20 protein-coding genes are annotated in these 20,206 nt (G+C 34.1%); 2 read left to right on the top strand and 18 right to left on the bottom strand.

Annotation, left to right across the window (positions count from 1 at the left end; translation table 11 throughout):
* Window positions 1-58 precede the first annotated feature (58 nt).
* The 10 genes from ACIQX2_RS09560 to ACIQX2_RS09605 all read right to left on the bottom strand — a co-directional run bounded on the left by ACIQX2_RS09560 (window position 59) and on the right by ACIQX2_RS09605 (window position 8,877).
* Entirely contained in the window at window positions 59-499 is a 441-nt protein-coding gene (locus ACIQX2_RS09560) for a YybH family protein (RefSeq protein WP_402849264.1), read from the bottom strand.
* Window positions 500-673: 174 nt separating this feature from the next.
* On the bottom strand, window positions 674-1,120 hold the full coding sequence (locus tag ACIQX2_RS09565; protein WP_402849267.1) for a GyrI-like domain-containing protein: 447 nt from the start codon (window positions 1,118-1,120) through the stop codon (window positions 674-676).
* 143 nt (window positions 1,121-1,263) lie between these two features.
* The gene (locus ACIQX2_RS09570; RefSeq protein ID WP_402849269.1) at window positions 1,264-1,839 is read right to left on the bottom strand and encodes a hypothetical protein; all 576 of its coding nucleotides are present in this window, start codon (window positions 1,837-1,839) and stop codon (window positions 1,264-1,266) included.
* Window positions 1,840-1,982: 143 nt separating this feature from the next.
* Complete coding sequence (locus ACIQX2_RS09575) at window positions 1,983-2,402, bottom strand: VOC family protein (RefSeq protein ID WP_402849272.1); 420 nt, start codon at window positions 2,400-2,402, stop codon at window positions 1,983-1,985.
* A gap of 571 nt (window positions 2,403-2,973) precedes the next feature.
* The gene (locus tag ACIQX2_RS09580) at window positions 2,974-3,495 is read right to left on the bottom strand and encodes an NUDIX hydrolase (protein ID WP_402850478.1); all 522 of its coding nucleotides are present in this window, start codon (window positions 3,493-3,495) and stop codon (window positions 2,974-2,976) included.
* 255 nt (window positions 3,496-3,750) lie between these two features.
* Entirely contained in the window at window positions 3,751-4,599 is an 849-nt protein-coding gene (locus tag ACIQX2_RS09585; protein ID WP_402849275.1) for an energy-coupling factor ABC transporter ATP-binding protein, read from the bottom strand.
* Window positions 4,600-5,409, bottom strand: a complete 810-nt coding sequence (cbiQ, locus tag ACIQX2_RS09590; protein ID WP_402849277.1) for a cobalt ECF transporter T component CbiQ — start codon at window positions 5,407-5,409, stop codon at window positions 4,600-4,602.
* A gap of 104 nt (window positions 5,410-5,513) precedes the next feature.
* Entirely contained in the window at window positions 5,514-6,569 is a 1,056-nt protein-coding gene (locus ACIQX2_RS09595) for an energy-coupling factor ABC transporter permease (RefSeq protein ID WP_402849279.1), read from the bottom strand.
* 616 nt (window positions 6,570-7,185) lie between these two features.
* Window positions 7,186-7,908 (bottom strand): metallophosphoesterase family protein, encoded by a 723-nt coding sequence (locus ACIQX2_RS09600; protein WP_402849282.1) that lies wholly within the window; start codon window positions 7,906-7,908, stop codon window positions 7,186-7,188.
* Window positions 7,909-8,307: 399 nt separating this feature from the next.
* Complete coding sequence (locus tag ACIQX2_RS09605; protein WP_402849285.1) at window positions 8,308-8,877, bottom strand: hypothetical protein; 570 nt, start codon at window positions 8,875-8,877, stop codon at window positions 8,308-8,310.
* 408 nt (window positions 8,878-9,285) lie between these two features.
* Between ACIQX2_RS09605 and ACIQX2_RS09610 the strand changes: the two genes are divergently transcribed.
* Window positions 9,286-11,073 carry a S9 family peptidase gene (locus ACIQX2_RS09610; RefSeq protein ID WP_402849288.1) on the top strand — a complete coding sequence of 596 codons (1,788 nt, stop codon included), beginning with the start codon at window positions 9,286-9,288 and terminating at the stop codon, window positions 11,071-11,073.
* Between the two features lie 54 nt (window positions 11,074-11,127).
* Here ACIQX2_RS09610 and ACIQX2_RS09615 read toward each other — a convergent pair whose 3' ends face one another.
* Window positions 11,128-11,607, bottom strand: coding sequence for a DinB family protein (locus ACIQX2_RS09615; protein WP_402849290.1), 480 nt, complete (start codon window positions 11,605-11,607; stop codon window positions 11,128-11,130).
* 155 nt (window positions 11,608-11,762) lie between these two features.
* Between ACIQX2_RS09615 and ACIQX2_RS09620 the strand changes: the two genes are divergently transcribed.
* A complete protein-coding gene (locus tag ACIQX2_RS09620; protein WP_402849293.1) occupies window positions 11,763-12,365 on the top strand; it encodes a hypothetical protein in 603 nt (200 codons plus the stop codon).
* A 58-nt stretch (window positions 12,366-12,423) separates the two neighbouring features.
* Here the strand turns inward: ACIQX2_RS09620 and ACIQX2_RS09625 are convergent, their stop codons facing one another.
* The 7 genes from ACIQX2_RS09625 to ACIQX2_RS09655 form a co-directional block, all read right to left on the bottom strand.
* Window positions 12,424-13,545, bottom strand: coding sequence for a Ger(x)C family spore germination protein (locus tag ACIQX2_RS09625; RefSeq protein ID WP_402849296.1), 1,122 nt, complete (start codon window positions 13,543-13,545; stop codon window positions 12,424-12,426).
* Window positions 13,545-14,639 (bottom strand): GerAB/ArcD/ProY family transporter, encoded by a 1,095-nt coding sequence (locus ACIQX2_RS09630; protein WP_402849299.1) that lies wholly within the window; start codon window positions 14,637-14,639, stop codon window positions 13,545-13,547. Before ACIQX2_RS09630 ends, ACIQX2_RS09625 begins: the two co-directional genes overlap by 1 nt.
* Before the next feature lie 7 nt (window positions 14,640-14,646).
* Complete coding sequence (locus ACIQX2_RS09635; RefSeq protein ID WP_402849302.1) at window positions 14,647-15,999, bottom strand: spore germination protein; 1,353 nt, start codon at window positions 15,997-15,999, stop codon at window positions 14,647-14,649.
* A gap of 109 nt (window positions 16,000-16,108) precedes the next feature.
* Window positions 16,109-18,118: an ABC1 kinase family protein gene (locus ACIQX2_RS09640; RefSeq protein ID WP_402849304.1), complete on the bottom strand. Its 2,010-nt coding sequence runs from the start codon at window positions 18,116-18,118 to the stop codon at window positions 16,109-16,111.
* 102 nt (window positions 18,119-18,220) lie between these two features.
* Window positions 18,221-18,466: a hypothetical protein gene (locus tag ACIQX2_RS09645; protein ID WP_402849307.1), complete on the bottom strand. Its 246-nt coding sequence runs from the start codon at window positions 18,464-18,466 to the stop codon at window positions 18,221-18,223.
* A 308-nt stretch (window positions 18,467-18,774) separates the two neighbouring features.
* Window positions 18,775-19,197: a transcriptional regulator MntR gene (gene mntR / locus ACIQX2_RS09650; RefSeq protein WP_402849309.1), complete on the bottom strand. Its 423-nt coding sequence runs from the start codon at window positions 19,195-19,197 to the stop codon at window positions 18,775-18,777.
* Between the two features lie 58 nt (window positions 19,198-19,255).
* Window positions 19,256-20,200, bottom strand: coding sequence for a metal ABC transporter substrate-binding protein (locus ACIQX2_RS09655; RefSeq protein ID WP_402849312.1), 945 nt, complete (start codon window positions 20,198-20,200; stop codon window positions 19,256-19,258).
* Window positions 20,201-20,206 lie beyond the last annotated feature (6 nt).

Below are 20,206 nucleotides of genomic sequence, written 5' to 3' on the forward strand. Positions count from 1 at the left end.
CAATAAGAAAAAAGGAATTGCAGTAGCAACCCCTTTATCTCCAATCAAAATAGTTTTTTTACCTCAAGTTAAAAATTCCCTTTCCAGTTTCCATATTTATAGGCAATGATGAATGTTCATGAGCTATGACCCAAGATTCATTCACTTTTTTTAAACCATATGTGAACCGATTTGTCATTTCACGAAGTTTCTCACGAGAATCTTCCTGGTAGGCAACAAATGTTACAGCACAATGAACAAATGCGAGATATGAATTTTCTTCAACTACCAGGTCATTAAAATCAACATTGAGTAAAAGACCATCCTTACTCAATCCATTAAACCACTCTTCCACATTTTCCTTCCATGAAGATATACCCTTGCACTCCCAGTTACCCCAGCAATCATAAATATGCATATCGGGAGCATACATGGATAAGAATTTTTCAACATCTTTTTCGTAAACTGCTGTTTTGTAATTTTCAAGTATATTTTGAACTTTTAAAAAAACCTCCGTCATTATGTGCATCCCCTTTACTAATTTCAGAAAGGCTACCAGGGAGCTCTCTGAAACAATCTGTTCTTAACTACTCTTCTCTTCAACACACAATATTTAATTTAACTGATTTTAACAATTTCTACTCTTTTGTATACGTGTTTTTTATCATCCTTATTAAAACTTTCAAGTGGAATTTTAATGATGGATTGGTAAATAAATCTCTACTTCTTCTTCACCATCTTCCACTGGATGATAGGTCTCAACAATATAAGAATCTAAATCCCTTTTATAACCCTGATCATCTGCCCATTTTAATAATTGGTTATGTAGATGATCGATATTAAGTATATTACCCCTAGTCGTGACATAGGATTGATCAGTTTCGATATAGTCCATCCCATCTGGAACTTGTTTTAGAGTCTCATTTACAATAAATCCAACGTAATAGTGACCTTCCAGATGGTTACCATCCTTTTTAGGTTCGAAAAGGGCTATTTCAGTACCCGAATGATTTTTAACTTCATCTACACGAGTGATAAAATGTCGGGCAAGTGTTGGAACTTCAGCACCAAAATTAGCAAAAGCTCCACCACCTTTTATGCCTACAACTCTAAAGACTTTTTTAACCTTTTTGCAATCCACCAATATCCCCCCAAAGACTTTGATAACCCCTCGTATTACAATTCTCATTTAACAAATGGAATTCCTTCCGATGGCATCTTTTTTTATTGAACCAACCTGCGGCGCTAGTTCAATAAAAAAAGACTTAGCCCCCTTCAAAAAGCTCACTTTTTGAAGAAGTTTGGTAAAACAATTTTCCATATATAATTTTCTTTTTTTAATTCCATTAAGGTTGAAGCTGTAAACTTTCCGTAGCTAACCATTAATTCGACTAATAAGCCATTACTATCTTCTTGTTTTACTCTGATTGAATCATAATATCTGAAATCTAAGGCTATTTCCGAGTTGGATATGCTAAGATTTTCGTAATATTTTTCTTTAAAAGTATCGAAATCAGGTGAGGCACCATCAATATAAGCCAAGGAATAGATTGCTTCTATATTATCGATAACTGCTGAATGAATATAGATAAGTGTAATCTTTTCTGGTGAAAAACCTTTTAAGTAATTTGTATCATATTCCTCAGTAAATTGTTCATATGACATCAATTCTTCTTCCGACAAGTCGCTTAAATAGGAAAACTCTACTTCTGAGTCAGCAATTTTAGGCACTTTCTCATCTACTATACTCATAATATTTTCCTTTTTTGTTTCATCTATTTCTACGGAATTACTAGGCGTACAACCCGTTGTTAATATTAATGAAGTTAAAAATACAAAAAGAGGAAAATTAGATTTCAATCGAACTACCCCTTTCATGCCTACCATCAATGTTAAGGAATGATAGTCCTTAAACTATATATTCTGCATTTCGCTAATTATTCCTTCTGCAACTAAAAAGCCACTTTAGTTCGAAAAAAACAATGAATTACAATAATTCTTGGTTATTTCGACATCAAATATTTTTCTTTGAAAATTGGACTAAGTTCACTCCATACATCGAATTTGTTACCATCTATATCATAAAATACGAAGTTTCTTCCAGTATGTCTTCTGTTTTCAATATCTCCAACTCTTATCTCATTTTCTACAAAATCTTTATGAAGTCTTTCCAAAGCATCTAAACCATTTACTTCAAAAGTTAAAGAAAAACGTTCTACACCATAAATATCAATAAAATTTGACGATTGTCTTTCAATTGACTTCACAAGAAAAATACTTTGGTTTGCAAGGTTCAAAATCGCTTTGTCTTCATCTTTATAAGATAAATCTGCACCTAATTTTTTTACATACCAATCAGATGAGAGTTCTACATTTGTTACTGGAATATAAGTAGTTCCCACCCTCAATAATTTTTCACTCATTTTAAAAACTCCTTCCAAATTCTCATATTATAAACAATTCTCTTTTTACATACCTTTCTCCTTCTAATTAAATGAAACTAATTTGTTAGTAAAAATACATCCTATCTCGTCTATTATTCTAAGAAGTAATATGACTATTTTAGGAGTAATGGAACTGTTACTGTTAATAGCATGAGCTTTAGCCAGACTTTCTAACGTATTTCCAACCGCTCAGAAATTAATAACGAGATTCATCTACACCAACTTAGATAGAGCTATGCAACTTACTCAAATAAATAAAAAAAAGAAAAGACCTAAGTCCAGTATAAATACCGGAATTAGGCATTGAGGGCTCCTTTAAATTTTTTGTTTGACTGTATTTGTTCAGATTATTTATCAGAGGTTCTTAATTAAATGATTTCTTTGAAATTATGAGCTCGTTCATCCAGTGCTTCAGCTGACGAAGAAATTTCCCCGAAATCTTGTATGGCTACAAGAGTTTATTGATGTGTTTCTTCTACGTTTTGAGATACACGTGTAAAATTCTCGGTCACTTGCTCAATTTCTCGTACAATGCCTTCAATACTGAAACCTATAACTTCAATCTATTTTTGAGTTCCTTTAAAACAAAGATTTCACGTTTTATCCAACTGTTCTTTTCACTATCTAAACTATTCATAATTTTTTCATTTTGAGCAATTGCATCATTAAGGGAAACCCATTCTGGTCTAAATTCCTGAGCGGACTCATAATCATCCAATTGTTGTGCGATTCTTTTATCGTTCATTAATTCACAAAGATAGTAGTGTGAAGTCATTTGGAATAGAGCGTTATTGTCAAATTCGTCTAATTTCTTTTCAATAACTGACCCTAGCTTATCTTTAATTATACAGTTAATATACCCAGTTTCTTCTGCCACTTCACGAATTAGACACTCCGAATGGCTTTCGTTGCATTCACCCCCTCCTCCAGGAAATTTATAATCCCCCTTATTCGAACGAACTAAAAGGATATTATTTTTTTGAAATATAATAGCTCTTATTGCCTCTCTGTAATTTACCCTAATATCTACTTGAACTTGCTGTGCTTCTATTACCCTATTAAAAATTGTTATCCCTCCTAGGTGTTTCTATTCTTTCTACTTGTACTTCCATAAAGCAATAACTGAATCCTCTATTTCATAGAGCATTTAGTTAAATTCAATATTCCTGTTAGTTGAATAAGATAATATCACATCAAGTAGTATATAGAAAAAATGAAATTGGAATAAATTAATATATTAAATAAGGATACTATAAGCAGCATATGCTAGCCAACAGTATCCTTAATGATATTTTTAAAACTAAACATGCAGTCAATAATATATCACTCAATTTTCTACAAGTGATACCCTACAATCTTGCTCTATTGTTTGAATACCAAAGGAGTTTGCTGTTGCATACTGGGACTTTTCTGTAAAAAATTTCTTCTCAGAACCACATATAGAGCAATTTTGCAGTGAAAGTGGCATTTCAAGACCGCAGTGATCAAGTAATTCCACATTGGTTAAAATTTTCACCGTCTTGCCATCTGCCACTATTTCTCCTGCTTTGATAACGATGGTCCTACTGCAGGTCTCAACAATCGTGTCCAAATCATGGCTTGTAATAATTTTCGTATGTTCAAAGCTGTTTAGTAAAGAGATTAATCTTCGGCGTGATTTAGGATCCAAAGCAGATGTCGGTTCATCCATAATAAGTATATCCGGTTCCATTGATAATACAGATGCAATAGCTGCTGCTCGTTTTTCTCCCCCTGATAATCTAAATGGTGCTCGGTCTTTCAGATGCGGAATTCCAACCAACTCCAAAGCCTCTGTCACTCGATGGTTCACTTCCTGTTCACTAAGAAGATAGTTTCGTGGCCCAAATGCTACGTCATCATAGACTGTCGTCATAAACAACTGATCATCCGGGTCTTGAAAAACCATACCCATCTGTTGACGAATCATCGGCAATGTCTTTTTGATCACTTCCACTTCATCGACTAAAACTTTCCCTTTCTTAGGAAAAAGAACCCCCATCAATAGCATAAGTAGAGTAGATTTTCCAGCACCATTCGCGCCAATAATTCCAACTGATTCCCCACGACGGATAGTAAATGATATGTTTTTTATGGCCTCATATCCGTCTGGATAATCAAAATTCAAATCCTTTACCTCCAACATATGATGACTCAATTAGTTCACCACCTTTGTAATAAATGAACCTATTAACATTGGCAAATTGTTTTTTCTCGCGATGATAAAAAACAAACCCCACCCCAACAAATACACTATATCTTTCCAGCAAATCTTATCTATTTTTCCTGTATGATACTCTCCGTTAAAGTTTCGCAATGCCATTGATTCATATATCCGTTGCGCTCTATCAAAGGTCCTTAAGATGAGTTGTCCTACGAAAGAACCCCAAACACTACGATGGATTCCCTTCTGTCTCGGCGCACGTAGAGAATATGCCAGCATCATACGAGAGATTTCTTCTATTAATACATAAATATATCGGTACGTTAATAATAGCTGTAAAACAAAAATCTTTGGAACCTTAAGCATTCTTAATGCTGCAGCAAGACTGTCCATCCCTGTGGTGGAAATGAGTAAAAGGCTGGCCCCAACGCATACACAACTTTTAATCAATATTGATAGAAACGTCACCCAGCCCTTCGAAAATATCAATCCAAAGGCTGACACTGTTTGCTGATCAAATACTGGATTAAAGATTCCGATTCCGATGATAAACGGCATCGCAAGTAAGATTCTTTTTAAAATGGGTCCTATGGGTATTTCTGCAACAGCAATTATGACTATCGGATAAAAAAAGAATGGGAGCAGACCAACTATTTCGTATCTTCCAAAAGATAGAACCATAGTCAAAAACACAACTGTTGTTAATAGCTTAGTCAGTGGGTGAACCAGATGAATAGAGGTTTCCTTCCGAGCCAAGTCTTCTAGAACCCTCAGATTATACAACGAATTTTTTATGTTTGACATGTAAAATCAATTCCTATCGAAAGTTTAACAGCTGAATGGGCTGCTTCACTTAATTACATCCCATATTATCAAGAATTCAGATCATTTTTGATGAAAGTTTACTATTATAAGGTTGCTTTTTCTTTTTTCTTTTTAGAGAGACTGATAATGATACCTGTCAATCCAGCTAAAACTAGAGTCAGCGCCCCTCCAACTATTCCTGAAACACTTGTACCAGTATTGACTGCTGGCCATACTTGTTCTATTTTTGCTGTTACTTTTACCTTGTCATCACTTTCACTAGTTTTAAATCCATAATCAGGTAAAAAAGTGATTTTTCTTTGAATATCTGCTAAAACTTTATGAATACTACTAGAAGCTTCTAGCTCAGTTGTACCACCTGTTTTTTCCACCGACCACTCCAAACCATCAGGATCAGCAGAAGCAAACCATGATAGACCTCCTCCTATTACAACAACTGCAATAGAAAGGCCCGTTAAAACCTTTTTCATTGATACCTTTCCTAATGGTAGTCCAGCACTTGTTTTTTCCAAGATTTCTGGTCTTTCTCTCCATACGAAGGCTACTACACCAGCTGTTATCAATCCTTCAACAATCCCTATGACAAGATGAATGGGCTGCATCAAGAGGACAAACGTTACAAAAGGCAACTCCGTCTTACCTGATAAAAAAGTCTCAAGTACAAGACTAAATGCCCCTAACTGAAGACCAATGACAGCTGAAATCAATGTACCCCATAAGATTCTTTTTGGTGAAATACCTTTTCGGGTAAACCATTTATAAATCAACGGATAGGCTATGAAACATGTAAAAAAACCTAAATTAAATACATTACTGCCGTATGCAAGCAATCCGCCATCACCAAAAAATAATGCTTGAATCATAAGAATGGATGCCATCGTCAAGAAACCTGCATATGGACCTAGTAATATGGCTAAGAGCATTCCTCCACCAATATGACCACTAGAACCTGTACCAGGAATAGCAAAATTAATCATCTGTGCAGCAAAAACAAACGCACCGATTACCCCCATAAGAGGAATTTTCTTCTCATCCAAATCATTTTGAGTCTTTTTAATAGAATAAGCGGCAACTACTACTGAGGCTGCCAGCATTGAACCACCTACTACTGGTGAAAGCAAAGCATCAGCCATGTGCATATTGTTCGACCCCTCTCCCCAAATTAAAAAAACCCATAAAAAAGGAAGCATAATACTCATTCTCTTCATGGGTTAATTCAATAGTTATGGTAATTAAAATAAAATACAGAAATTACTGCGAATCTCACCTTCCACTTGTAATACAATTAAGAATACCCTGTATTGTCTTGAATATTTAATATAGTATTAAGACTTTAAAATTTGTAGTACGATTATGCATGCTTAATATATGCTTCTTTAAATACTTCCATGACCTCTATTTTTTAAAAAAATCATTAAATACCTTTTTTAATAATTTTATATTAATAGATTAACTCTGTGTTTTAAGTTAAGTTTTGCTTTAAACAAAAAGACTGTTGAAAAAGTTTTCTCAACAGTCTTTTTGAATTTAAGTTAGTTCTTGCTTGTCCAAACTGCTAAAAGGAAAAAAGAAGGAGAAAAGTAGTATGATGGGAGCCTTACACAATCGGACGAAGTAAGAAGGAACGAATATTTGAATTGAATTCAATCTTAATCTCAAATACGTTATGAATGGCCATCTTAACTAAGCTGCTGGATTAGTTCCAGTAAAACAGTGCCAACACTAGACTTGAAGTAAAGCAACCGCTCCCCTTCCTTACTTTTTCATTTCCATAAATTGATCGTACATAATCTCTTTATAATATTGCTCATAACCTACCATTCCAAGTTCCCTTGCTGCCTTCAGCTCTACTTCTCTATCATAAGGAACACGTACAAAGTTAATCGAATTAGTTCCATACGAACCATCAACAATAACATAAGTAGCATCAATTAAATCTAAACCCACACTCCCTACATTGCAAAGGGTACCGATTTCATAACTTCTTAATAGAGTTATATGAATATCTCCATAAAACACAATATCTGGAGTACGTTTCGAGTGATGAGATTTGGTTTCTTCACTATTCTGAAAAAGAGACAAACACTTTTCTAAGGGATGATACTCAGGTGCAATTCGCTCAAAAACACTCCTCGGTGATGCGTGAAAACAACGAATCAGTTTCCCATTTAACTCAAATTCAATGTGAAAAGGTAGGGAGGCCAAGTAGTTAAAATCCTCATTTGTTAGCTGGCTTTGGGACCACTTAATAATTTCATTATCTGTCTCATCCCGGATAAACACATCCCAATTCCCATGAATGACTTTATCACAATGCTTTCTAACAAGTTCGATACATTCCGAACCACGTGGACCCTTCCCAACCAAATCTCCCAAACAATATATCTGATCTACACCACGTTTTTCAATATCTTTTAGGACCGATACTAATGCAGTCAAATTACCATGAATATCTGAAATAATTGCTATTCTTGTCAAACTAATTTCCCCCTTTAGTAATACTGTCCGTACATATTAAATTTTACATTAATTTTATAAAATGATAATACCTGTCTCATCAAATAATACAATTAGGACCACTTTGTCCATTTGCAATCACCCTCTATATGCAACCGAATTATATCAAGCTACATGATTAGTGACGCTATTAGTCTTCCTCAGAAACATGGTTTACATAGCCTTTACCTCGACGCTCCCTACCAATCTGGAATTTACCAATTCAGTAGTAACCGAGTCTTATTAACTTCTGCTTGAATATAATTAGTTGCAGCTGACATCTTGCAATGATCCTTCCAGATTATTGAACACTAGTTAAACAACACTATTCAACTAACCAATACTTAAGATCAATAAGGATATTCCATTAACTTGTATCCATCATTTTTGAACAAATATTTTATTTAATTGTACTTCTTCTTTTTCCTTATCGAGAAAATAGAGTTCATTCACAGAGCTTCCTGGGGCAAAATCAGAATATACATACCACAACTTTATATCTTTGAGCTCTGGATCATCTATATACTCATACAAATGGAAAACTATAGTTGCGTTTTCGTTTAACAATTTCATTTCTCGGATCGAATATTCAATATCCCTATTTTTAACCAGTCCAAAGGATAAACCAGCTTCTTTCGGTGAGTTTGTGTAGGGAATATCATTTTCTTGCCTTATATCATATACGTTTAATAGACTTTGATAAATGTCGAAATCTTTATACAGACCAGCCGTGTAAAGTGCTTCGGAATAGGCTATTGAAATATTCCCGTCTTCATGAATAACTAAAGCTAACGTATCATCAGATAGTGAGAGTACTTCCCCACCTGTCTTTTTTTTCAGCTCATTTAAAGCACCTAAAGTAGAAGAATGATAATTTTGGATTATATAAACAACTACTCCTAAAACTAAAATAACCAATACTGCCATAATCCCTAAAAATAGTTTCTTCACTAAAACACCCCTAATTAATGAATTATTTATATAACTCCTACTTCGACCTCCTCCCATATATGCCCTCTTATTTCAGTAATCAGCTGTTTTAGTTCAATAAAAAAAGCTTTACTCCTTCTTGAAGTAAATCAGCCGTTTGTAAATAACTATTGGTACCCACCATTGGATACGGGGAGTGATTTATATTCTTCCTTGCTTTTAATGATATTAAAAACATAGTTTCTCAACTCTACCCGTTGTTTTGCCTCGTTCGTTGGTTCGCAGTACTTCCCTGAAATTACATGTGTTAACGATTCACCATTACCTATTGAAATATTTAGATTATAATTAATATTTCGTTAAAATACTCATAACTGACTGATTACTATGATAAAATAAATCATATCTTAATAGAATTGAGGAATGAGAATGGTTAAATTTGATAAGCCTGATGTAGAACAATTTTTTCAAACATTAACAGTGGAAAATTTCACGGTTAGTCCTGATGAAAAACAGCTTGTAATTAGTACAAACCTGAATGGTCACTTTAATCTTTGGGGAATGGATTTGCCTAATCAATTCCCATACCCACTGACGTTTAATAATCAGAGTGTGGACTTTTTAACGTACGCAGAAACTGGTGAACTTATCGTTGCTGGTTTTGATAAAGACGGAGATGAAAACACACAAATTTATGCTCTTTCTCCTCAAGGTGGCAAACTGGTCCCGCTCCGTAGTAATGAAGGCGAACGGCATTTCTTAAGCTATTTGACGAAAGATGGAAAACGTCTTTACTATTCAACAACAGCAGGAAATGCAAGCTTCCTAAATAGCTATCTCTATGATATTGAAACTGCTGAGGAGAAGCTTTTACTCGAAGGCAGTAATGCTCCTACCACAATAGGTGCTGTCTCTCCAGATGAAAAGTCTTTTGTTTCGAGTAAACAGTTTGGAAATACTTACTCATTAGCCTATGTCCATGTTGGGGAGGAGACTATATTATTAACCCCTGAAACGGAGGAACAACACACCGTTACAGATATGCTGTACACTTCCGAATCCGAGATTTATTTCTTAACAAACTATAATTCAGATTTAACCTATTTAGCTAAGTTCGATATAGAAGCAAAGGAATTTAAAAAGGTTGTAGATATAGATAGAGAGGATTTCTCAGGGATAAAATTCTCTAAAGAAAAACAAAGTATCTATTTGTTGGGTTCATATGGAGTAGAAGATCGCCTGTATGAATACCAATTAAAAAATGAAGAACTAAAAAAAGTCAAAGCACCAACTAGTGTCATAGAAAAATTAATCGTAATGCCTACCGGAAATCTTTATATCAAAGGACGGACTTCTACTAGACCAAATAATGTCTTTGTTTCAAGAAACAATGGTGAATCATGGGAAGAGTTAACTCAATTCCGCATTCCAGGAGTTTCAGATGAAATGCTGGTAGAACCAACAATCATCACTTACCCTTCTTTTGATGGTCTAGAAATTGAAGCCCTGCTTTTCAAAGCAAAAGAAGAATATTCCAACGGTCATGTCATTTTATGGCCGCATGGTGGTCCTCAGTCCTTAGAAAGAAAATGGTTTCGCTCGATGTTCCAATTCCTACTCAACAGAGGGTATTCCATTTTCGCTCCAAACTTCCGTGGTTCCTCTAACTATGGTCTAAAATTTATGAAATTAGTAGAAGGTGACTGGGGACATGGACCACGTCTAGATAATTTAGAAGGCTTGGAATGGTTGATTAAAGAAGGATATGTCGACAGAGATAAAATTCTACTCTTGGGTGGCAGTTATGGAGGCTATATGTCCCTTTTACTACACGGACGCCATGCCGAATACTTCAAGGCAGTTGTAGATATATTTGGTCCGAGTAATCTATTCTCCTTTGTAGATTCCGTTCCCGAGTTTTGGAAATCGTACATGATTCAGTGGGTAGGAGATCCAGTAAAAGATAAAGAAAAATTTATAGAAGATTCGCCAATCACTTATTTAGATGGGATGACAAAACCTATGCTTGTCATTCAAGGGGCTAATGATCCACGGGTCGTACAAAAAGAATCCGACCAAATTGTCGCAGCTTTAAAGGAAAAAGGTAGAGATGTGGAATATATGGTATTACCAGATGAAGGACATGGTTTTTCGAAAAAGCAAAATGAAATACTTGTTTATGGGAAAATGTTGGAGTTCTTAGATCGGTATATCTAAAAAAAGTGTCGATAAAGGGAACTTCCCTTTATCGGCACTTTAAATTTTACTCGATTAACCTTGTTGTTCTTCTTTTGTTGGTCCCATTACACCAGGAACAGGAAGTCCTGCCTGGCGTAGTAGAACGGTCATTTGACCACGGTGGTGCGTTTGGTGGTCTAGAAGTCCACGAAGTAATGACCCTCTAGTCGTTTCTCCAGCAAAGCTTTCGATTTTCTCCACTAATTTTTCGTCCGTTAAATTAGCTTCTGCCTCGTGCTTTACTTTCTCCACTACTCTTTTATACGTCTCCACAATATCCGTAGCATTAGCCTGTTCTTTTTTGTCTCCGATTGCAGAATTTACATCCAACCCTACTAATCCTGCAAAAAATGCTGGGCTCGTAGCAAGATGCCATCCTAGCCATCCTAGAGTACTATGCCCTTCCACGATTGCTTGATCTAATTTTTCATCAGATAGTGACTGGAGGACTCGAAGTGTGCCTTCCGCTGCAACAGACCAATCTGTTATAAAATCATTTACCGTTCTATACATTTATACCGACTCCATTCATAAGTAACATCAAATTCATTGTAATTATAGTTCGTGAAATATTCAACTTAAGTTCCCTTAGGCATTTTTTAGACATAATTTACTTTCAAGTATGCATAAAATAATAGATACGTTCCAATTAAGAAAGGAGATTCACATTGGCAGATAATACGCAGCAACCTTTTTATCAACGATGGGGCTTTATTTTGTTCGTTCTATTTTTAGGAATAGTAGTTATTGCAAATGTAGTCAATAAAACAGAAAAAGAGGAAACAGTTAAAGTAGATGTAACCGACTCACCTTTTTATAAAAAAATGGAAAAACAAGAGTTAACAGAAAAGATGGCACAAAGTGATAAGTCTCCGGAAGTAATTGCAGCGGAAATAATTATGAAGAATTTCGGAACAACAAATATAGAAAAGGTAAATGCTGTTCTATCGTCTAGATTTGAAAGTGGTGTAGTCGAAACTATTGCACTGAAAGTAAACTTTGAGTCTCCAGAATCCTTAAAACGTTCTATATTGTTTAGTACAGTTGATTTTATGAAGGCGATGAAATCACTAGACGAAGTTACTCAGGCTACCTTAATCGTACAAGCCCCACTTACAGATCGGTACGGAAATGTAAAGAACGATGATGTTATGGTAGTTCTAATGAGTAGAGAGACATTAAATAAAATAAATTTTAATAACTTTAATGCAAAAAATCTCCTAGCTGTTGCAGATAGCTACTGGGAGCATCCTGCCTTATCAGCTGAATAAATAAAATAGTTTCTTTTAATCAAAATCTACCTCTTCCATTTATAAAAGAGGTAGATTTTCATTCTATTGTTCCAGTACTCTTAAGATCAACAACCACTTTTAGATCAAATGGCAACTCTGGGTATGCTTCATTCCACTTTGACATAGTACCCTTGTCATTCAAATGCATAGTTCTATATCTTAAGCCAAAACCAAGTGGATCAAGATTCTCTTTTTGAATAGTTGTTAAAAACTCAAACACATGTTTCCTTACTTCCTCTTCAGCTAATTTATTATATTTTGTTAAATTATTTAGTGATAAATCTTTATCAGACTCAATAATTTCACCCGTCATTTGGATTTTCATGTTAATAGAAATTGGCTTTTTATTGTTCGTAATTATTTTGTATTTCACCTTAGTCTTAACTATATTTATTACAATATTGTTTCCTTCATACTCAACTTTATAACTATATCCTCCAAGGTTATTCATTAAGGTGTTGTATTCTCTAGTCAACCTGGGGGTCAATTCATAGGGAGCCCTGCCCTCTTGAATGATTATTGATTTATTGACTATTAACTGAGAATTATCTTCAGAAGTACCTATAATAGGCAAAACAGGATCTATACCAAAACTATTAGAGTTTCGCCTAAATTCAAACAAAAAAGTGGAAACGATATAAGGACTTTCCGTACCAGTATTATCGAAAAACCTTGTTAAGGAAGTAGACACAGCTTCTTCTTCTTTTGGTTCAGCTCTTAGAACTGCTTCGGCGGACGTTTTAGCTGCCCCTACCCAGGCAATTAACTGCATATCTCCTCTTCTAACGAAATAATCCATCAGGTCTTTGATATTATTTTCCAGTAATGCTTCGTTCACTACAATGATTTTAGTATGGCCGAATTCTAACACTTTGTCTGTATGAGATTCTAGTAAGCGTATAGTTTCTTCTATATTTTCCCCCTCATGTATTAAATACTGATAGCTCGGTTTTTTTTCCTGCTTAATCGAAGCTAAAGGAATGGCTAATTTAAGCGTAACTTTATAGTGACCCTCCTCTTTTTCTGAGGGATCGATGCCAATACCAATTACAAATAATCTATTATCAATATCTTTAAACCCACAACCTGTTAATAAAAAAATACATTGAATTAAAATAATGCTTAGAACAAACCCTCTTTTTCTACAAAAAATGAACACTATCCTTTTGCCCTCCTTTTTGCTACAAACAAAGAAAGGAATAAAATAAAATAAAATATTGGTAAAGTGTTATAGAAATTACTTGTAAATTTGAACAGTTCGTATTCGTTTATTTTTAAAACCAAATAAATAGAAATTACACCAAATAGTAAGACAAAAAAATAGGAAGTCAAGTTTTTATCTTTCCATTTCATTTTATTAAAATAAAAAACACTTTCTAGTAACTTTAACGATACATGCCAATGAATTAGCAAACTTAAAAATGAAATCCCTAAAAAGATAATGATAAATATGAAAACTACACGCTCAATTACCCCAAATTTCATCCTTACGGAGTCACTGGTAGATACCCACGGAAAATTCATATGATCAATTTGTTCAAAACCATTAAATCCAATAGGTATGAAGTATGTAATAAATATTACAATTGCACCGACAATACTAATAATAGATATCTGCTTGAATCCAATTTTGAGTTTTTCTTTAAAGAAACTATTAAAGATAACAATATTTACAACACCGATAAATTGATAGGAAGCCGCGGTAAAAGCGCTATAGCTAGGAGTAGTATTAATATTCATCATAGCTACCTTAACAAAATCCCATTCCAGATTTTCATCTGTAATTATCTTTATGAATAGAAATAGTAAGATCGGCAATAGTAAAATAAATACAACTTCCAACGTATATAAAACACTTTCTGACTTCATCAACAACCCAAAAGAAACTACTATTACAAAAGCGAGAGCAGTTATTAATAATGAAGTTTCAAGTGAAACAAATGTTGTAAATAAAAACACATAGGTAATTAACGTTATAGTCCCTGCTAAAAACCATGTAACTGCAAAGTATACTATTACGGGAATATAAAACCATTTTGGGCTATACTTTTTTAAAAAATCAGGTAAACTTTGACCGCTAAATTTATTAAAAAATAGAACAACAAAATAGGTTAATATTACACCTACAAAAAGTGCAGCAATCATCGAAAAAATTACCCCTTTTTTACTTTCAAAAACTAAAATTCTCGGGACTGTTGCGATTATATTTGCAATCATTGTTACAAAAATTAAATAATACATATAGCGACTCACTGTTAACCTACACCTCTTTTTTCTTCCTCGTAGAATTCCAATCTAACTTTAGAAACGGTTCACCAAAACTTTCTTTATTTGCTAAAAACATGATGATTCCTAAAAATCCAATCATTAATCCTGCAGTGCCAAAAAGTGTGGTGAATGCTAATAATAAGTATCTGCATATTCTTATAGCGAAACTCATTTCACTTATTGGAATTACAAAACTGGTAATTGCAACAGCTGATACAACGATGATCATTATATTGGAAGTTAAGGCAGCCTCTGTAGCTGCTGTACCTAATATTAACCCTCCCACTGTTGTAGCTGTAGCACTTATTGCTTTCGGTAAACGTATACTCGACTCAATTAAAAACTCCATAAAAAGTAGCATGAAAAGTACTTCTATAAATGATGGATATGGAACTCCAAGCCTACTTCCAGCTACAGAAAGTGCAAGTTCCAAACGAAAGATATCTGGTGTATAGGAAATGACCGCTACATACATTGCGGGTAAAAGAATACAAGTTAATAATCCAAAATAGCGGAGGATTAATGTAAAAATAGAAATCCAATATGAATGATACCTATCCTCCATAGACACCATAAAATCAAAGAAAACAACTGGGGCCACTATTGCTTGTGGACTACCATCCATCAATATAATTACTTTTCCATTTGCCAAATTATAAGTAATACGATCGGGACGTTCAGTTAAAATTAATGTTGGAAATAAAGATAATTTCGTATTATTCAAATGAAGTTGTAATTCTCCTGAAGATTTAATAAGTAAACTATCCAGTTCCTTAATTTTTTTATGTATTGCATCTAACACAGATTGCTTAACAAATTGTTTGTCATATATAACAGATATAGATTGATGCGTTATATCCTTTAATTGAACGGTTTCAATTGTAAGTGAAGGTTCAAGATACCGCTGCCTAATCATATTTAAATTGGTTTCTATGGCTTCACTTAGTGCTAACTGTGGTCCATATATAGTGGGCTCCATCACAGCTGGTTGAGGTGAACTGGCACTAATCATTTTTATATCTAAGAGAAAAAATTGGTCATGGATGGCTATTAATACATGCCCTTTCGTCAACTGTATTAATAGTTCTTCCCCAGATTTCATCTTTACATTGTCCGGAAGCGACTGAATATAAGAAGTAAAATGCTCTGTAGACTTAAGTTCAAAAAACGGTTTAATAATTGTTTCTTGTAATTTAAAACCATCAACTACTGTTTTAAAGTAAAGTACAAAGGCATAATTTTTATCAAGCTGCAAAGGTACTAGCAATATATCCTCAGATTGATTCATTTTTTCAACTATATCTTGCATTAGTTCAGGAGTATTCGGCTTTTCATTAGCACACAATATAGTCACCCCTTTTCCTAAAATTTGAATATACATAGGGTAACCGAATTTACTAGTTTATATCCTTCAGATCAAAAAAACCATTTCAAAATGAAATGGTTTTGCTTTTCTAATTTAGTTTTCTATCACTTTTCATCAATCGTATAGCCTGTATAGATAGTCGTACTAATAAAACTGCACATAAAAATAATCCTACATATGCAGCCGTATTCATATAGACTGCATACTCTGCTTCTATAAATTGTCCAATTGCTAATAATGCAACCGAGATAATACCAAATGTAATGCCGACCATAAGTAAGATGAAACGAGAAAATAATTGTGTGACAAACACTGAATTACTTTTATCCGAAAAGATATCATGGTGTAATGTTATTTTACCACTTTCCACTCGCTGAATGAGATGATCCACCCGTCTTGGTATTTTACGAATAGTCGGTAGCAGTAATGCAAATTCTTCCTCCAAACGTTCAAAGGTCTGTTTTGGTTCCTTAAACGGTTTTTTCCATAATGCTGACATATAATCTGTAGAATAATCTTTTGCTTCATTAAAAATATCAAAGTCACTCTTTATCAGGTGTAATGTGCCGTCGAGCGTGACTATAGCTCTAAGAGCGATTCCTACAGATGGATAGAAGGATAAACCGAATTTATTGACCACTTCAAAAAATGCAGAAATCAGTTCTTCCGTTGGAATATGAGAAATATAGGAGATTCTTAATAATAATTGCGCCATTGCATGTTCTAATTTCTCTCGTTCAATATGATCTACATCCTCTACTAATAGAGAAAGTGCATCATATAGAATATCCGCGTCATTATGTTGAATACCCAATAAGAATAACTTCATACCCTCTTGCTGAGATTGTGCTAAACGACCAACAGCTCCAAAGTCTAAGAAAATAGGAGTTCCGTCGACATCATCTATAAAGATATTGCCCGGATGTGGATCTGCATGGAATATTCCAGAATAAAGTAATTGATCAAAAAACGAATATAAGACAGTCCTTGCAAATTGTTCTCTATCCACTCCAAGTGATCGAAATAATGTATCCCCGTTTGCTACACTCTGTCCATGAACATATTCAAAAACGATTAAATGGTTATTGCTAATTTCCGTATATACGTGAGGTATTTTCACTTTATATGAACTATCTTTCAAGGCAGTAGTTACTTGAATAGCATTTCGCTTTTCAATTTCAAAATCAACTTCTTCTCTTAGATTTTCTGCAAAGCCAAGTGCAAGTTCGCGAAACCCAAGTTTTTCAGCCCATGTAGATTTTTCAGAGAACCATGACGCAAAGTCTACTAATATATTCAAATCGTCACGCATCATATCTTTTATATCAGGTCGTAAAATTTTCACTACTACCTCTTTATTATTTTGTTTAAGAATTGCTTTATGTACTTGACCTATAGATGCCGAGGCAATAGGAGTTAAATCAAATTCAACGAACATATCCTCCATTTTATAGGGCAGGTAGGATTCTAAAATAGAATTTACTTGTTCATTCGTTAACGGCTTTACATGTTGCTGCAGTGATTCTAATTCCTTAATAAAAGCAGGAGGTAATATATCTCCTCTTGTAGAAAGAACTTGACCAAACTTCACAAAAATACCACCGGATTGCTCCAACGTATCTTTTAATGCTTTAGCTAATTCACGTTCACTTTCCTTGAATTTTGAATATTTAATTGTCCGAGAAATACCATTTTTCATGGCAATTTGGACAACCTGTCGCATTCTTCTCTGACCACGCCATTGATTTCGTAAGCGAATCCACAATGATTTATTTCCTGAAACTCTTTGTCCTTTCTCACCAATTGCCATCGGATCAAATAGTTCAAAGAAAAGGTAAAGCAACATGGATATTAATAACATACTCCCGATCCATATAATAGTACTGACATCCATATACGTATAAACAAAACTTTCCGATAAGAAATCTGTTCCACGTAAATAGGCATACCAATATACAAAGGATGTAAAAAATACACTAATCGCGACTGCCATTATACGTTTAACAAAGTTAATCTGTGATCCCATTAAACGACCACTTACAAAAAAGATGAATCCTGAGATAATTAAAATTTGGACTAATATTTTCACATAAATCACATATAACACGCTCCTTTCATCCACCTTATGTCTATTCCCCTTCTTTCATTTTATTAATCTTCTGTTTCTTTCACAATAGATAACTAAAAAATCCAAATACAGTTACTCTTCTTTGATAAACTTCACTACATCATATCGACAGTTATTACAAACCATTAAATGTGGACATATCTGATCTATGGCTGTGTTTGGATAGCCATCCCCCATTTTTACAGTTTCTTCATCATTATAATGACCATACGGATCTAAAAAATCAGATACTTTTCCAGAATCTTCTAATAGATTATTACAGTTGGGGCAATTTAAATTTAATACTTTTAACGAATTACATAAAGGACATACGGCCATTAATATCTCTCCTTTTTACTTTCCTAAATAGTATCCTTTTTTATTTAGATATTATGCAAGAAGGTTTAATGACCATAGTTAAATTGCGTAACCAATTATTCCTTTTCAACTCTATACCAAGTGAACTATTTTAGTGGAATAATTATAAGCTGAAATAATTTATTTATATTAGTTCAGCTTTTATATATGATTAAAGATAGATTTGGGATTATTTTCGATATATATAATATAGGTGAATGAACTTATCTAATAGTTATTCAAGTAAGATGGCAGTTTAATCTCTACAAATATTAAAGCTACAAATTTTATTAAGGAAAATCCGATTTCTTGCGAATTTCATTCAACTCTTCAAGTCGAGCGGAATCTTCTTCGAAATATTTAACAAGATTCTCAATTTTTATAATAGAACTCATACTCATATGATGCTCGATTCCTTCTACATCCTTATAAATATTTTCTTCATTAACCCCAATAGTTCTTAAAAAACTTTCTAACAATTCATGTAGGTCTACTAGTCTCTTTCCCATATTGCTCCCTTTTACAGTCAATATTAAGGGTTTATACTTTTCGTATACTAAATATCCCTCTTTATCAAATCTTCGAACCATTTTTGTTACTGATGAAGGATTAACCGACATAGCTTCGGCAATATCTGACACTCGTGCGTAGCCTTTACTTTCGTTGAGTAAATAAATTTCCTCCAGATAGTCCTCCATGCTCGGTGTAGGCATTTCAAGCCCTCCTTTACAATAATCCCTACAGAATTTCACACAATATATTTTCATAGGCTTATTTTTCTGTTAATCCACTTAAAATAATATTAATATTCCATTCCATCATTTTGATATAGGTATCGCCGTCCTCCCCTGGTTTACCAATGGAGTCAGTGAAAATTTTCCCGAAAATTGGAACACCGGTTTCATTAGAAACCATTTCCATGCTACGTGGGTCTAAACTTGTTTCAACAAATAAGACAGGGCTTGTTTTCGAACGAATAAAATCAACAACGGCTTTTACTTGATCAGGCGACCCTTGGTTTTCTGCGTTAATTTCCCAGATGTATGCCGCTTCAAAACCATATGCTTCAGAGAAATATTTAAATGCCCCTTCGCTTGTAATCAACAGTCGTTTCTCTTGTGGAATATCGCTAAAACGATTAACAGCCTCCTGATGTAGCTTCTCCAGTTTCAAGATATATTCCTTCGCATTTTTTTCATAAACCTCGGCATGTTCTGGGTCAACTTTTATCAACCCTTTTTTCACATTCTCCGCATATTTAATTCCATTACGAACGTCTAACCATGCATGTGGATCTTCTTCTGATTCTTTTCCCTTGGTTGTTAAATATTTCGGCTTTACGCCTTCACTTAAACGGTATACTGGTGCATCTATTCCCGCTTTACCTGCAGTAAGCAACAACTTTTCAAACCAGGAGTTCCCTCCTTCTAAATTCAACCCATTGTAAAAGACGACATCTGCATCCGTTGTCAATTGTACATCTTTTGGAAGTGGATCATATTCGTGTGGATTCGAACCAACTGGTGCCAAGGTATGAACTTCTACACGATCACCACCAACATTCTTGACGATATCGTAAATAATGGAGTAAGTGGCAATAGCTTGAATTTTATCATTATTATCGTTCGCTGCGTTCACGTCTTCTTTTCCACAAGCTGCAATAACAAGAACCAAAGAAAGACTCATAATAACTAGTAAAAATTTATAAATTTTCATCTAAAT

This window comes from Psychrobacillus sp. NPDC096623 (assembly GCF_044762655.1).
Lineage (GTDB): Bacteria > Bacillota > Bacilli > Bacillales_A > Planococcaceae > Psychrobacillus.

Excerpts from the sequence above, each read along its gene's own strand:
- ACIQX2_RS09560 (WP_402849264.1), bottom strand. The coding sequence starts at position 499 with ATGACGGAGGTTTTTTTAAAAGTTCAAAATATACTTGAAAATTACAAA.
- ACIQX2_RS09575 (WP_402849272.1), bottom strand. The coding sequence starts at position 2,402 with ATGAGTGAAAAATTATTGAGGGTGGGAACTACTTATATTCCAGTAACA.
- cbiQ (WP_402849277.1), bottom strand. The coding sequence starts at position 5,409 with ATGTCAAACATAAAAAATTCGTTGTATAATCTGAGGGTTCTAGAAGAC.
- ACIQX2_RS09595 (WP_402849279.1), bottom strand. The coding sequence starts at position 6,569 with ATGCACATGGCTGATGCTTTGCTTTCACCAGTAGTAGGTGGTTCAATG.
- ACIQX2_RS09610 (WP_402849288.1), top strand. The coding sequence starts at position 9,286 with ATGGTTAAATTTGATAAGCCTGATGTAGAACAATTTTTTCAAACATTA.
- ACIQX2_RS09615 (WP_402849290.1), bottom strand. The coding sequence starts at position 11,607 with ATGTATAGAACGGTAAATGATTTTATAACAGATTGGTCTGTTGCAGCG.
- ACIQX2_RS09645 (WP_402849307.1), bottom strand. The coding sequence starts at position 18,466 with ATGGCCGTATGTCCTTTATGTAATTCGTTAAAAGTATTAAATTTAAAT.
- mntR (WP_402849309.1), bottom strand. The coding sequence starts at position 19,197 with ATGCCTACACCGAGCATGGAGGACTATCTGGAGGAAATTTATTTACTC.
- ACIQX2_RS09655 (WP_402849312.1), bottom strand. The coding sequence starts at position 20,200 with ATGAAAATTTATAAATTTTTACTAGTTATTATGAGTCTTTCTTTGGTT.